The sequence below is a fragment of the Haloferax massiliensis genome (assembly GCF_001368915.1).
In the GTDB taxonomy this organism is placed as follows: domain Archaea; phylum Halobacteriota; class Halobacteria; order Halobacteriales; family Haloferacaceae; genus Haloferax; species Haloferax massiliensis.
In genome coordinates, this window is the sequence record NZ_CSTE01000005.1 from 17,349 (window position 1) to 30,942 (window position 13,594).

The 13,594-nt window shown below is 68.0% G+C and carries 15 protein-coding genes; 6 read left to right on the forward strand and 9 right to left on the reverse strand.

Annotation, left to right across the window (positions count from 1 at the left end; translation table 11 throughout):
- Window positions 1-14: 14 nt before the first annotated feature.
- From BN996_RS16300 to BN996_RS20250, 3 genes are all read left to right on the forward strand, one after another.
- On the forward strand, window positions 15-740 hold the full coding sequence (locus tag BN996_RS16300; protein WP_089780821.1) for an EthD domain-containing protein: 726 nt from the start codon (window positions 15-17) through the stop codon (window positions 738-740).
- A gap of 3 nt (window positions 741-743) precedes the next feature.
- Window positions 744-1,334, forward strand: coding sequence for an HD domain-containing protein (locus BN996_RS16305; protein WP_089780823.1), 591 nt, complete (start codon window positions 744-746; stop codon window positions 1,332-1,334).
- Between the two features lie 65 nt (window positions 1,335-1,399).
- Complete coding sequence (locus BN996_RS20250; protein WP_167344157.1) at window positions 1,400-1,558, forward strand: DUF8027 family protein; 159 nt, start codon at window positions 1,400-1,402, stop codon at window positions 1,556-1,558.
- A gap of 54 nt (window positions 1,559-1,612) precedes the next feature.
- Here BN996_RS20250 and BN996_RS16310 read toward each other — a convergent pair whose 3' ends face one another.
- From BN996_RS16310 to BN996_RS16320, 3 genes are all read right to left on the reverse strand, one after another.
- A complete protein-coding gene (locus BN996_RS16310) occupies window positions 1,613-2,557 on the reverse strand; it encodes an NAD-dependent epimerase/dehydratase family protein (RefSeq protein ID WP_193310973.1) in 945 nt (314 codons plus the stop codon).
- A gap of 94 nt (window positions 2,558-2,651) precedes the next feature.
- Entirely contained in the window at window positions 2,652-4,346 is a 1,695-nt protein-coding gene (locus tag BN996_RS16315; RefSeq protein WP_089780827.1) for a thiamine pyrophosphate-binding protein, read from the reverse strand.
- Window positions 4,347-4,350: 4 nt separating this feature from the next.
- On the reverse strand, window positions 4,351-4,653 hold the full coding sequence (locus tag BN996_RS16320; protein WP_226908793.1) for an EthD family reductase: 303 nt from the start codon (window positions 4,651-4,653) through the stop codon (window positions 4,351-4,353).
- A 160-nt stretch (window positions 4,654-4,813) separates the two neighbouring features.
- Here BN996_RS16320 and BN996_RS16325 point away from each other — a divergent pair, with 160 nt between their 5' ends.
- The gene (locus tag BN996_RS16325; RefSeq protein ID WP_089780831.1) at window positions 4,814-5,581 is read left to right on the forward strand and encodes an IclR family transcriptional regulator; all 768 of its coding nucleotides are present in this window, start codon (window positions 4,814-4,816) and stop codon (window positions 5,579-5,581) included.
- 613 nt (window positions 5,582-6,194) lie between these two features.
- Here BN996_RS16325 and BN996_RS16330 read toward each other — a convergent pair.
- The 4 genes from BN996_RS16330 to BN996_RS16345 form a co-directional block, all read right to left on the reverse strand.
- On the reverse strand, window positions 6,195-7,076 hold the full coding sequence (locus BN996_RS16330; protein WP_089780833.1) for an enoyl-CoA hydratase/isomerase family protein: 882 nt from the start codon (window positions 7,074-7,076) through the stop codon (window positions 6,195-6,197).
- Window positions 7,073-7,957 carry a 3-hydroxyacyl-CoA dehydrogenase family protein gene (locus tag BN996_RS16335; protein WP_089780835.1) on the reverse strand — a complete coding sequence of 295 codons (885 nt, stop codon included), beginning with the start codon at window positions 7,955-7,957 and terminating at the stop codon, window positions 7,073-7,075. Before BN996_RS16335 ends, BN996_RS16330 begins: the two co-directional genes overlap by 4 nt.
- Window positions 7,958-8,043: 86 nt before the next feature.
- Entirely contained in the window at window positions 8,044-9,642 is a 1,599-nt protein-coding gene (locus BN996_RS16340) for a zinc ribbon domain-containing protein (protein ID WP_089780838.1), read from the reverse strand.
- Window positions 9,639-10,802 carry a thiolase domain-containing protein gene (locus BN996_RS16345; RefSeq protein WP_089780840.1) on the reverse strand — a complete coding sequence of 388 codons (1,164 nt, stop codon included), beginning with the start codon at window positions 10,800-10,802 and terminating at the stop codon, window positions 9,639-9,641. Before BN996_RS16345 ends, BN996_RS16340 begins: the two co-directional genes overlap by 4 nt.
- Before the next feature lie 100 nt (window positions 10,803-10,902).
- Between BN996_RS16345 and paaK the strand changes: the two genes are divergently transcribed.
- Window positions 10,903-12,192: a phenylacetate--CoA ligase PaaK gene (gene paaK / locus BN996_RS16350; protein WP_089780842.1), complete on the forward strand. Its 1,290-nt coding sequence runs from the start codon at window positions 10,903-10,905 to the stop codon at window positions 12,190-12,192.
- Between the two features lie 9 nt (window positions 12,193-12,201).
- Here the strand turns inward: paaK and BN996_RS16355 are convergent, their stop codons facing one another.
- Window positions 12,202-12,612, reverse strand: coding sequence for a PaaI family thioesterase (locus BN996_RS16355; protein WP_089780844.1), 411 nt, complete (start codon window positions 12,610-12,612; stop codon window positions 12,202-12,204).
- 96 nt (window positions 12,613-12,708) lie between these two features.
- On the opposite strand from BN996_RS16355, the gene BN996_RS16360 reads away from it, so the two are divergent.
- The gene (locus BN996_RS16360) at window positions 12,709-13,179 is read left to right on the forward strand and encodes a MaoC/PaaZ C-terminal domain-containing protein (protein ID WP_089780846.1); all 471 of its coding nucleotides are present in this window, start codon (window positions 12,709-12,711) and stop codon (window positions 13,177-13,179) included.
- Window positions 13,180-13,201: 22 nt separating this feature from the next.
- Here the strand turns inward: BN996_RS16360 and BN996_RS16365 are convergent, their stop codons facing one another.
- Window positions 13,202-13,558, reverse strand: coding sequence for a VOC family protein (locus tag BN996_RS16365; protein ID WP_089780849.1), 357 nt, complete (start codon window positions 13,556-13,558; stop codon window positions 13,202-13,204).
- Window positions 13,559-13,594 lie beyond the last annotated feature (36 nt).

Sequence of the window (13,594 nt, forward strand, 5' to 3'; positions counted from 1 at the left end):
CGACAGGTGTACGCATGTACAAGCACGTAGCCCTGCTTGTCCGCAAGGCGGGGATGAGTCACGACGAGTTCGTCACGTACTGGCAGGACAACCACACGCCCATCGCCCGCGACATCGAGGGCGTCGTCCGCTACCAGACGGTCCTCCCCGTCGACCCCGAGGCCTCCGAGTTCGACGGTCTCGCGGAACTCTACTTCGACGACCTCGACGCCCTCCACGACGCGCTCGGCAGCGAGGGGTCTCGCGACTACGACCCGGCCAAAGGGAAGGCAAGGGAGGCGAGAGCCGACGTGGACAACTTCCTCGACGTCGAGCGACGCCCCCGAATCATCGGCGAAGAGGTCGTCGAGAAAGACGAGACCGGCGGCGACACGACGGACCTCTACAAGCACTCGGCGTTTCTCGTCCGCAAAGCCGGGATGAGCCACGACGAGTTCCTCGACCACTGGGCGAACACCCACGTCCCTCTCGCCCGCGAGATTCCCGGCGTGGTCCGGTACGCCCGCGTCGTCCCGACCGACCCCGAACGCGCCGAGTTCGACGGCGTCGCAGAACTCTACTTCGAGAGCCTCGACGCGCTCCGCGCGGGCCTCGGCCACGAGTCCTCGCGCGACTACGACCCCGACCACCCGAAGGCGAAAGCGCCCCGCGAAGACGTTGACAACTTCCTCTCCATCGGGGACCGCCCGCGGTTCGTCGGCCGCGAGACGGTTCAGAAAGACGCGAGTGGGGGCCGCTGAGCGATGTCGCACGACTACCGCGCGCAGGTCGAGGCCGCCTTCCCCGAACTCGACGACATCGAGGACGACGGCCTCCGCGACCGGGTCAGAGAGGCCTGGTGTCTCGGTCTCGCCCGCGGCGGTTGGCGCGACATCGAAGACATCCCCTACGCGTGGAACATCCACGAGGTGACGAACGTCGAGCACGTCCGCGGCGTGACGCGAATCGCCGTCCGCGCCGCCGAGGAACAGCGGGATTTCCACGGCGCGGACCCGGAGTTCGACGTGGTCCGCGCGGCCTGCCTCCTCCACGACGTGGGCAAGTGCTACGAGTACGTCGATTTCGTCGACGACGACGTGCTCGACGACCCCAACCCGGAGTACGCCAGCGGGGAGATTCCGCACTCGCTTTCGGGCTACGCCCTCGCCCACGAGGTCGGCTGTCCGCTCGCGGTCCAGCGGGCCATCCCCCACTTCATCGGCGAGATTCCGACCCGGACGCTCGAAGCCGAACTCGTCAAGAGCGCGAACTCGGCGTCCTCGAACGCCATCACGCAGGCCGCGATGGGAATCAGCTTACAGGAGTGGGTCGAAGAGTACTCCCAGACGCAGTAGTGCGACAGCAGTTCCCGCGGCAATCGTCACCACAGCTATTATCCCGTCCTTCGTAGCTCGCGCCGATGTACGAACACGTCAACCTCGCGGACTATCTCACGCCCGCCGAGCGCGAGCGCTACGACTCGGGCGAGAGCCTCGTCGACCTGCTGTCGCCCGACGACATCCGCGACCTGCTGGACGGTCCCGAGACCGAGGGTGCCGGCGACGTTCGGCGGCCGTGACCGGCTCCGCGGCGACGTTTCGGCCGGTCGGACCTTGGCCCGTCGGGTCTCGGCTCAGACCGGCTCCAACCCGTTTTCCTTCCGAAGCACGTTGAGGTAGTCGCGGAACCCGGCTTCGAGGTCGTACTCCGGGTCGTAGCCGAGGTCGGCTTGCGCCTTCGTCATGTCGAGTTCCTGGGTCCACGGGAGTTCGCCCTCGTCGGAGACCGTGAGGTCGGCGTCGGGGAGGAGCCGCCGGACCGTCTCCGCGGCCTCGCGAATCGTCGCCAACTCCCCGCGGACGTTGTAGACGCGTTGGGTGAGGTCGTCTTCGGGCGCGAACGTCGCCTTGCGGAACGCCTGCGCGATGTCGCGGACGTGTTGCCAGTCGATGACCTGGTCGCCGTAGTCGACGCTGAAGGGCTCGCCGAGCGCCGGTTTTTCGACGATGTTCGCGAGGAACGCGGACCCACCGGTCTCGCGGTACGGGCCGTAGGCGACCGTCGGTCGGAGCGCGACGTGCGAGACGCCGAAGTCCTCGTAGTACACTCGGGCCTGATGCTCGTTGTACTCCTTGGTCGCCCCGTAGAGCGTATCGGGGTAGACGAGGTCGGACTCGGTCACGAAGTCGCCGCCGTAGTTCGCGGGCGGGGCGTACACCGCCGCCGACGACGCCCACGCGACGCGCTCGACCTGCTCGGGGAGGGCGCGCGCCGCCTCGAAGACGTTGTTCGTCCCTTGGACGTTCACGTCGAGCGCGGCCCGCGGGTTATCCCGCGCCGTCGTCGTCAGGAGCGCCGCGAGGTGGACGATGTGCGTCGCGCCGGTCTCTCGCACCGCCCGGAACACGTCAGTCGGGTCGGTCACGTCGCCGCGGCGTATCGTCACGTCGTCGGCGACGCCGAGTCTGTCGAGGATGTGCGGGTCGGTCGAGCGGTCGTAGGCGACCACGTCGTGGTCGGCCGCGGCGAGGTCCGACGCGACGTACGAGCCGATGAAACCGGTCCCGCCCGTAACCATCACGGTCGATGATGACATGCCCTCGTAGTTCTACCTGCGCGCGAGAAAAGTGTTTCCCGAGCGCGGCCGACGACGGCCGACTCGTCACCGCGCGCTATTCGTGGAGCCCCCCGACCGACGCGTAGAACGACGACTGGAGCGTCGCGGCCATGTCCTGACTGCGGTCGATGCGGGCGTCGATGACCGTCGGGAGGCTGTGCGTCTTCGCGTCGGCCAGTGCGTCACCGAGTTCGTCCGGCGTCTCGACGCGGGCGCCCGTCGCGCCGAACGCCTCCGCGACTCGCGCGAAGTCCGTGTCGTGGAACTCGACGCCCGCGATGTCGTCGGGGCCGCGTTGCATCTGTCGGACCATCCCGAGGCTGGTGTCGTTGAGGACGACGAACGTCGGCGCGACGCCGTGTTCGACCGCCGTCTCGACGCTCGTCATCGTCATGGCGAAGCCGCCGTCGCCCGCGACGCCGACGACGCGCTTGTCGGTCGCCAGCGCGGCCGAGACCGCGGCGGGGGTCGCCCAGCCCATGCCGCCGACGCCGCCGGAGCCGAAGTAGGTCCGAACCGCCGGCGTCTGGAGGTAGTTGAGTAACCAAAAGCGGTTGTTACCGGAGTCGGCGGTGACGATGGTGTCCTCGTCGACGACGTTCTCGATTTCCTTGACGGCCCGCTGGGGTAGGATTGGCGCGGCGTCCGACTCGCACTCGGGCGCGTGGAACGACTCGCGGGCCTCGCGCGCCCGGTCTTCGGCCCAGTCGTTGTCGGCTCCCCCGGCGGCCGCGAGTTCGCGCAGCGATTCGGACGCGTCGCCGACGAGTCCCACGTCGGCGGGGTAGACCCAGCCGGCGTTCCGCGGGTCGATATCGGCGTGGATAATCGTCTGCTCGTCGGGGCGGATGAAGTCGGGGGCCTGCCAGTTCGTGTCCATCGGGTTCATGCGACAGCCGACGACGAGGAGCGCGTCGGCCTCGCTGACGAGTCGGTTCGCGCCCTCGTGACCGAACGAGCCGATGACGCCGCCGGCGAGACGGTGCGTCTCGGGGAACGTCGATTTCCCGAGGTAGGAGGTGACGACCGCGGCTTCGTAGGCCTCGGCGACCGCCGCGAGTTCGTCGTACGCGCCGGACGCGTGGACGCCGTTGCCTGAGACGATGACCGGTCGCTCGGCCGCGTCGAGCGCCTCGGCGGCGGCGGCGAGGTCGCGCGCCGTCGGCGCGGCGGTCCACGTTCTGGTCTGTGCCTCGTCGTCCCAGACCGGCGGTACGGACTCGTCCGGGTACGGTTTGGTGACGGCGTCGCCGTCGAGGATGACCGCCGTCGGGCCGGGGCGACCCGCGACGGCGTGTTTGAACGCGAGTTGGAGGCTCCGAACCGTCTCGGTCGAGGTCCGCGGGAACCAGTGTTCCTTCGTCACGGCGTCGAGAATCTTCGGGAGTTCGAGGCCGCCGTAGTCGCCGCGGGACTGCTGGTAAGGCGCGAGCGTCGAGTAGTTCCCGCGCTCGGAGGCCTCGGTGATGACGACCATCGGCGACGAGGCGAGGCGCGCCTCCATCTGCCCGATGAGGCCGAGGCTTCCTATCCACGGTCCCTGTCCGGCGAGGACGCCCGGTTCGCCCGTCAACCGACCGTGCATCTCGGCCATGACGCTCGCCTCGCGCTCGTCGCGGGGGCGCACGAGGTCGATGTCCGACTCGGGAAGCAGGTCGAACAGTTCGATGACGCGGCCGCCGGGATAGCCGAAGATTCGCTCGACGCCGAGCCGTTCGAGGCTCTCGACGAGCCGTTCGCTCGTGTTCATGGATTCAGGACCTGTCGAGGTGGACCGTCTCCTCGACGTAGAGCGTCGGTCCCCGTTCCACGTCGGCGAACGAAGACGCGTCGGCGTTCACGCGCTGGCCGACCTCGGAGTCGAACGCCGCCTTCAGAGCGGCCATGTCCTCGAAGTAGAGTTCGACGATGCCGTCGTACTCGGACCGCTCGGGGTCGGTCGGGACGCTCGTCGCGTACTTCACGAGCCCCGGAAGCTCCCTCGCGAGGTCCGCGTGGCTCCCACGCCACCGCTCGACGAACTCCTCGTGCGTGTAGTCGTCGTCCCGGACGAGCATATTCACCAATTTAATCATGCACGTTCGCTATCCAATCGGACGCTACTTTGCTCTATCGCCGACTCGCGGTTCGAGCGGCCGTCAAGGGCGTTCGAGTGAATGGAACTGACGTTCGAATCATTCGAACAGATTTATCACGAATGAACACCAAAGATGGGTGATGACAGACGACGAACAGCGCCGACCGGTGACGACCGCCGCCACGTCGCTCGGTATCCTCGAACAGCTCAAATCGGGGGGACCGATGGGGCCGACGGGGATCGCCTCGGAGCTCGGATTGGCCAAGAGCACAGTCCACCGGCACCTGAAGACGCTCGAACGCGAGGGGTTCGTCGTCCCCGACGACGACGGCTACCGGGTCGGCCTTCGGCTCCTCGACTTCGGCATCTACGCGCGCGACCAGCACCAACTGTACGAGGTGGCCAAGCCGAAACTGGACGAACTCGCCGAGCAGACCGGCGAGAAAGTGTGGTGCGTCACGGAAGAGCAGGGCCGCGGGTTCCACCTCTACGGCGCGGCCGGCGCGCACTCGGTGCGGACGCCAGCGCGGGAGGGGACGCGCTCGTACCTCCACCAACTCGCCGCGGGCAAGGCCATCCTGTCGGCGTTCTCGGACGAGCGCGTCCGCGACATCGTCGACCGACACGGCCTCCCGGCGAAGACGCCGCAGACGATAACCGACTCGGACGCGCTCTTCGAGGAACTGGCGACGATTCGCGAGCGCGGATTCGCGCTCAATCGCGAGGAAATCGTCCCGAAACTCCACGCTGTCGGCGTCGCCGTCACCGACAACGAGGGCCACCCAGTCGGGGCGATAAGCATCTCGGGGCCCTCGAACCGGCTTCGAGGTGACCGACTGACCGGCGACCTCGCGGACCTCCTCCTCGGCGCGGCCAACGAGGTCGAGATCAACCTCAACTTCTCCTGACCCGGTGTCTCGTCCCGCCGGCGAACCGAGTATGCGGAACGTTCGTTCGAACCGTTCGAACTCACTCAGCGGACGTTCTCTCGTTCGAAGTCCGAGATTCACGCTTTCGAGGCGCTGAGACGACGATTCAATCCGACAATTGCTGTTCGAACTGCTCGAACATATTGTGGTTATACACTTATTATCCTATCGTAGACTGTCGCGGTGGGAACGCGAGCAATTACAAAATTAAACCTGTCACGGACTGTGGCGTGGGAGACGAACCATCCGTCTGCTGTCCTGTGGACCGGACACGTCGTCGCTGGGCCTCGCTCGTCTCGAAACCGCCGTTCATCCGTAATTCGAGACTCGGTGTTCGTTCGAGCGCGAGACGGTCTCGATAGCGACTGCCGACACGGCGGCGTAACTCGATTACTGACTCGCGTTCGAGAGGACGGAACGCTCGGTCCACCACCGCTGCGTCCCCCGATTCGGCCTCGCTCGCGGGTGGGTCGCTCTCAGAGACGTGTTCGCGTCGTGAAACTAGCTCTCGTGCCTGCGCTGTGAGTTCTCGTCTGACGGTCGCGGCGGTTCCGAAGCCGTTCGAGCAGTTCGAACGACGCGGTCGAGGAGTCTATCGCTCGCGCTCGTGCCATTCGGGTTCGCGGTCCTCGAAGAACGCGTCGATACCCTCGTCCTTGTCTGGCGAGCCGAACAGCTGGGCGAACAGTTCTGCCTCGTACTCGATGCCCTGTTCGAGGTCCGTCCGCGACGCGGCCTTGACGGCCTTCTTGGCGAACTCCAGGGCCACGGGGCTCTTCGTCGCCATCAGCTCTGCGAGTTCGTACACTCGGTCGTCGAAGGTATCGTCGCCGTGGACCTCCTCCACGAGGCCGATGTCCGCGGCCTCCTCGGCGGAGATGAGCTCGCCCGTCAGGATGAGTCGCATGGCGTGTCCCTCGCCGACGAGACGCGCGAGTCGCTGGGTGCCGCCCCCGCCGGGCATGATGCCGAGGTTGATTTCGGGTTGGCCGAGTTTCGTCCGCTCGTGGGCGATGCGCACGTCGCAGGCCTGCATCAGTTCGCAGCCGCCGCCGAGGGCGTGGCCGTTCACGCGGGCGATGACCGGCTGTCGGAGGTCGTCGACGCGCTCGTACACTCGCGGTCGCTTGCTCGCCTCGCGCTGTTCGAGCATATCGCGCTCTCGGAGCTCTTTCACGTCCGCGCCGGCGACGAACGCCTTCGCCTCGTCGGACCCGGTGAGGACGACGACGCGGGCGTCGCTGTCCTCGATGGCGTCGAGGACGCGCTTGAGTTCTGCCCGGAGCGTCGCGTTGAGCGCGTTCCGCGCGTCGGGGCGGTTCAGCGTCACGGTGACGACGCCCTCGACGCGGTCGCCGACGACGGCGTCGACCGTCTCGCACTCGGCGGCGACCGACTCGACGGTCGACGGTCCGCCGTCAGCTCGGGGGCCACCCGTCTCTCGGTCGTCGACACTCGGCTCGTCACCACTCATCGGTCCATCACGTCCTCGGACGCGCCGACGATTTCGCCGTCCTCCCAGACGTAGAAGCCCTCACCGGTCTTCTTGCCGAGCTTGCCGGCGCGGACCTTTCGCTTGAGAATCTGCGGCGGGCGGAAGCGCTCGCCCAGTTCCTCGCGCAGGTATTCGAGGATGCCGAGGCGAACGTCGAGGCCGACCACGTCGCCGAGTTCGAGCGGCCCCATCGGGTGGTTGTACCCGAGCTCCATCGCGGTGTCGATGTCCGCGGGCGACGCGACGCCCTCCTGCACCATGCGCATGGCTTCGACGCCGAGGGCGACACCGAGCCGCGAGGAGGCGAAGCCGGGCGAGTCACCGACCTCGACGGCCGTCTTGTCGATGCCCTCGACGAACTCGGTGGCGAACGCCAGCGTCGATTCGCTCGTCTGTTCCGCGACGACGACCTCGACGAGCCCCATGATGTGAACCGGGTTGAAGAAGTGGAGCCCGAGGCCGCGTTCGGGACGTTCGAGGGCGCTCAGTATCTCGGTCACGGAGAGCGACGACGTGTTCGACGCGATGACGGCGTCGTCGTCGACGAGGGACTCGACCTCCGCGACCGTCTCGCGCTTGAGTTCCATATCCTCGGGAACCGCCTCGACGACGAGGTCGGCGTCGGTGACGGCCGCCTCCAGCGAGGTCGTCCCCGAAAGCCGGTCGAGCGTCGCCGCCATCTCGTCGGGCGTCACCTTGTCTCGGTCGACCCCGCCCCGGAGATTCGACTCGATGGCGTCCAGTCCGTCGTCGACGTACGCCGCTTCGATGTCGCGCATCGTCACCTCGTGACCGGCCATCGCGGCCACCTGCGCGATGCCGTGACCCATGGTTCCCGCGCCGAGTACACTCACTTGCATCACCGAAAGGGGTTCGGGAACCATCATAATCGTTTGCCCTCGTTTCGGTGTCGGTGACCCGGTTCTGCTCCCGCGGCCCCGGCCGATTACTCCCGCCGCGCCTCGGTCGGGACGACCTTGAAGCCGTACCTGACGACGCCCTCCTGCTCGTAGATGCGGCGCGGGACGGCCTCGACGCGGTCGCCGATCGCGGGCGTTCCGGCGGGCGAGTGGACGACCTGTGCGGGTGCGCTCACGACTCGGCCGGCGGTCTCGCCGCCCTCGCCGCCCGGCCCGTCGAAGGCGACGACGGCGACCGGGAACGATCCGGCCCGCTGCTGTTGCTCGACGAACTCCGGCGGCGCGCCCCCCTGTCCGATGGCGGTCGCGGCCTCGACGACCCCCGTTCCGGGGAGCGTCACGTCGTCGTAGCCCGCGAGCGACCCGCAGTCGACACACGCCCCTTCCGGCGGGAACGAGAGCGCCCCGCACTCGGCGCACTCGCCGGCGACGAGGCGGTGGCGCTGCGGAATCGTCCGCTTCCACGTCGGCACGCTGACGTACGCGCCCCCCCCCGCCGGCTCCCCGCCGGTGATAGTCCCGCGCCGCCGGAGCGCCTCCGCGTAGGTGAGCTCCACGTCGCCGTCGAGGGCGGCCTCGACCGGGACGACGGAACTGGCGGCGGCGTTGGTGTCTGTCGTTTCCGTGCTGAGCGCGAGCGCGGTCGCTCCCGCGCCGCCGCCGTAGCCGACGAGGAGTACCGAGGTCGCGGGGGACCGACTGTCCGACTTGTCGGCTCCCGCGTCGCCCGCGGAGTCGAGCGCCGACGCGAGTCCGAGAACCGGCCCCGCGACGCCGGCGTCACCGGTTCGCGAGACGACGGTCCCGGCCGCGATTCGCGCCGGTTCGACGTCGAGCGCGTTGGCCGCGCGGTACGGGAGTTTCCCGTTCGGCGCGGTGAGCGCCACGGCGTCGGGGTCCAGTTCGGCGACGTCGATACCGAGGGCCTCGACCGCCCCGCCGACCGCCCGCGTGTAGGCGTCGCGTTCGTACTGCGTGACGCCGATGGACTCCGTCTCGGCGCTCCCGAACCCTCGGAACCGCGTACCGGGTGCGGGGTCACCGAACTCGCCCACGGCGTCGATGACGAGCGGTCCGTCTTCGGCGAGGACGAGCGCGGCCGCCCCCGCCCCGGCACCGGCCGCCTCGTCGCTTTCGGGCGCCCCTCGCGGGCTGTCGGCGACGATGACGAGCCTCGGGCCAACCGTCCCCGTCCCCGTCCCCGTTCCCGAACCCGAACCTGCGCCCGAGCCTCGGGTCGCCTCGACCGTCGCCGATAGCGCCACCGCGCCGGCGCGGGTGCTCCCGCCGAACTGCCGGGTCGGAACCGACGGGTCGACGCCGAGGAGCGAGGCCAGCCGGACCGCGCTTTCTTCCTCGTCGTTCGGCGGCGTCGTGGTCGCAAGGGCGAGATGGTCGATGTCGCCGGCGTCCACCCCGGCCGCGGCGAGTGCGCGCCCGCCCGCCTCGGTCGCCATCGTCAGTGTGTCTTCGTCGGCGTCGGCGACGGCGACCCGGTCGACGCCCGGTGCGCCGCCTTTGTCCCACGCCTCGCGGTAGGCCGACGCGGGGAGATAGAATCTGGGGACGTACGCGCCGACGCCGGCGATTCCGAGGGTCGCTCGGGCCGAGCCGTCGGCGCTCATAGCGCACCTCCTTCGAGGACGTGGACGACGGCGGCACCGCCGGACCCGCCGACGTTGTGGGTGAGGCCGACGCTCGCGCCCGCGACTTGCCGGTCACCGGCCCGCCCGGTGAGTTGTTTGAACGCCTCCACGACCTGCCCCGCGCCCGTCGCGCCGATGGGGTGACCCTTCGATTTCAGGCCGCCGGAGGGATTGACGGGCAGGTCGCCGCCGAGTTCGGTCGCCCCGGAGTCGACCAGTTCGGGCGCGTGTCCACGCTCGCAGAAGCCGAGGTCCTCGTACGCCAGCAGTTCGGCGATGGCGAAGCAGTCGTGGACCTCCGCGAAGTCCACGTCGTCGGGGCCGAGACCGGCCATCTCGTAGGCGGCCGCGGCGGCCCGCTCGGACGATTCGACGGCGGTGTAGCTGTCGCGCTGGAACAGGCCGACGCGCTCGGAGGCGGCACCCACGCCCGCGACGCGGACCGCGTCGTCGCACGCGCTGGCAACGTCCTCGCTGGCGACGAGAACCGCGGCCGCGCCGTCGGAGGTCGGACAGCAGTGATAGAGGTTCAGCGGGTCGGCCACGACGGGCGCGTTCCGCGCGTCGTCCAGCGAGCACTCGAAGCCGAGATGCGCCTTCGGATTCTTCGCGCCGTTCGCGTGGTTCTTCACCGCGACCTTCGAGAAGTGGTCCGGCGAGGCGTCGTAGGCGTCGAGGTACGCCGAGGCCATCTGGGCGTAGACGCCCGCGAACGTCGTCCCGGTGAGCCGCTCCCACTCCGTCTCGCCGCTGACGCCGAGCCAGTACTTCGCCACGTCGCCGCTCATGTCGGTCATGACCTCGTAGCCGCCCGCGAGGGCCACGTCCGCCATCCCGCTTTTGACCGCCTGCACCGCCTGTCTGACCGCGTAGCCGCTCGCGGCGCAGGCGTTTTCGATTCGGGAACAGGGGACGCCGTGGAGGCCGACGTGCTCCGTCACGGCCGGCCCCGATAAGCCGAGTTGCCGCCCGCCGACGCCGAGCGACCCGACGACGGCCTCGTCGATATCGGCCGCCTCGACGCCGCCGGCGCTCCCCAGCGCCTCCTCGAACGCGGTCGCGAACAGCGACCGATAGCTCTCGTCCGGAAACGCGCCGTACTTCGATTGGCCCGCTCCGACGATGTATACGTCTCGCATGATAGTCGATTACGTATCCCTCGCGAAATAGGTTCGCCCCACAGTGCGGTCGGGCGACCGCACCATTTTTATCATATTCTATCATCGACTTCAAACGTATATGGTATTCGATAGCATGGAGACCGCCTCGCGGGAGGAACTCCGCGAGGTGCAGGACGGTCGCCTGCGGGAGACGGTTCGGAACGCGTACGAGAACGTCGAGTTCTACCGCGAGACGTTCGACGAGGCCGGACTCTCGCCCGCGGACATCGAGAGCGTCGAAGACCTGTCGAAACTGCCGTTCACGACGAAAGAGGACTTCCGCGACCACTACCCCACGGGGATGTTCGCGGTCGACATGGACGACGTGATTCGCGTCCACGCGTCGTCGGGCACGACCGGCAAGCCCAAAATCGTCGGCTACACCCGCGAGGACCTCGATGTGTGGAGCAAGGCCGTCGCGCGGTGTCTCGTCGCGGCCGGCGTCGGCCCGGGCGACGTGGTGCAGAACGCCTACGGCTACGGCCTGTTCACCGGCGGCCTCGGCCTCCACCAGGGCGTCGAAGCGCTCGGCGCGACGGTCATCCCCATCGGCGGCGGCAACACCCAAAGACAGGTGGAACTGCTCTCCGACCTCGGAAGCGACGTCATCGCGTGTACCCCGTCGTACGCGCTCTATCTCGCCGAGGTCGCAGACGACATGGGCATCGACGTCCGCGACCTGCCGCTTCGGACGGTTATCTTCGGCGCGGAGCCCTGCACCGAACCGATGCGAAACGAAATCGAAGAGCGACTCGGCGTGACCGGCATCGACATCTACGGCCTCTCGGAAATCGTCGGCCCCGGCGTCTCCGTCGAGTGCGAAGCGCAGGACGGCCTGCACATCTGGGAGGACTACTTCTACCCCGAGGTGGTCGACCCGAACACGGGCGACCCCGTCGAGGAAGGCGAGGAGGGAGAGCTCGTGTTGACGACTCTCGCGAAGGACGCGCTGCCGGTTCTCCGATATCGCACGGGCGACCTGACTACGCTGGACTACGGCACCTGCGAGTGCGGCCGAACCTGCGTCCGCATGGACAACATCACGGGCCGGTCGGACGACCTGATAATCGTCCGCGGCGTGAACTTCTACCCGAGCGAGGTCGAGTCGGTCGTCCTCGAATTCGACCAAATCGCGCCGCACTACCGCATCGACCTCCGCCGCGAGGGGAGCCTCGACCGGGTCGAAATCACGGTCGAACTGGTCGAGGAGTTCGACGGGTCGCTGTCGGACCTCGAAGGGCGGATTCGAAAGCGGCTCTCGAACGTGCTCTCGTTTACGCCCGATGAACTGAACCTCGTCGAGTACGGCGACATCGCGCGCACCGAGGTCGGAAAGGTCCAGCGCGTCTACGACCACCGCGGCCAGTAACGCGCGTCGTCACCGACCGCCGGGCTTGTAGACGCGCCCCCGAAAGGTCGCGATTCGCTCGCCGTCCCCGCCGGAGACGACGACCTCGTACTCCGCGGTCCGTCCCCCGAGATGCGTCTCCTCGGCGACCGCGCGGAGCGTTTCGCCCACCTCGGCGGCCGCGAGGTACGAGATGTTCGTCTCCAGCGCGAACGCGGCGTCGCCGTGGCTGTTCGAGGCGGCCGCGAAGGCCGCGTCCGCGAGGCTGTACACCGCGCCCCCGTGGGGCGTCCCGTGGAAGTTCAGGTGGTCTTCGGCCACGGTCAGCGTCGTCTCCGCGTATCCGTCGCCGACCTCGGCGAGGTCGATGCCGACGCGCCCGCAGTAGGGGTCGTTCGAGGCGCGTTCCCGTATCTCCGCGTAGTCGTCTTGCTCCGACATGCGACCACACGTCGTCCTGCGCTCCCCAAGTAGGCATCGACTGTCAGGAAAGATAGGTATGTAAACTACTTTATCTGATGGCGGTGACGGTGAGGTATGGCATACAGCTACGAACCGCACTACTTCGAGGACTTCGAGGAGGGCAAAGAGTTCCAGAGCGTCGGTCGCACCGTCACCGAGGCGGACTTCATGATGCACTCCGCGCTCTCGGGCGACTGGACCGAACTCCACACGAACAGCGAGTACGCGGAAGACACCCAGTTCGGCCAGCGAATCGCCCACGGGCCGATGACGTTCGTCCAGTCGACCGGCTTCGTGTACCGGTCGGGCATCGTCGAGCGCACCGCCATCGCCTTCCTCGGGATGAACTACATGGACCTGCCGAACCCGGTGTTCATCGGTGACACGCTCTCGCAGACGATGGTCGTCTCGGAGCGGAAGAACCTCGGGAGCCGGGACGACGCCGGCTTGGTCGTCCTCGAAATCGAGATGACGAAGCAGGACGACACGGTCGTTCTCGAAGGCGACATGAAGTTCCTCATCAAGACGAAGTCGGCCGCGGAGTAAGGCGGCTTCCCGACCCGGAGACTCACGAATCTAACCGCTCGCCGCGCACGAACAACGCGTCGTCGGCCCCCTTCTCGCCGTAGTCGTCGTGGTACTCCATCAACTGAAAGAGCGCGCCGGTCGGGTTTCGCGGCGAGACGAACGCCTCGGTCCAGCCGTCTTCCACCGCGTCCCCCACGACACGCTCGCCCGCGGCGTCGAGGGCGGCGACCATCGCGTCGATGTCCGACACCTCCAGCGTGACGTGGTGGAGACCGGGGCCGTGCTCGTCGAGGAAGGTCGTCAGAAACGACTCCCCGTCGACGCGCGCGGCCGGCGGCGCTGGCTCCGTCGCGGTCGCAGTCGTCGAATCCGAGGCTGCCGAGTCCTCGGGACTCATCTCCGACGAACCCCGTGTTCCTAACTATTAATAGCT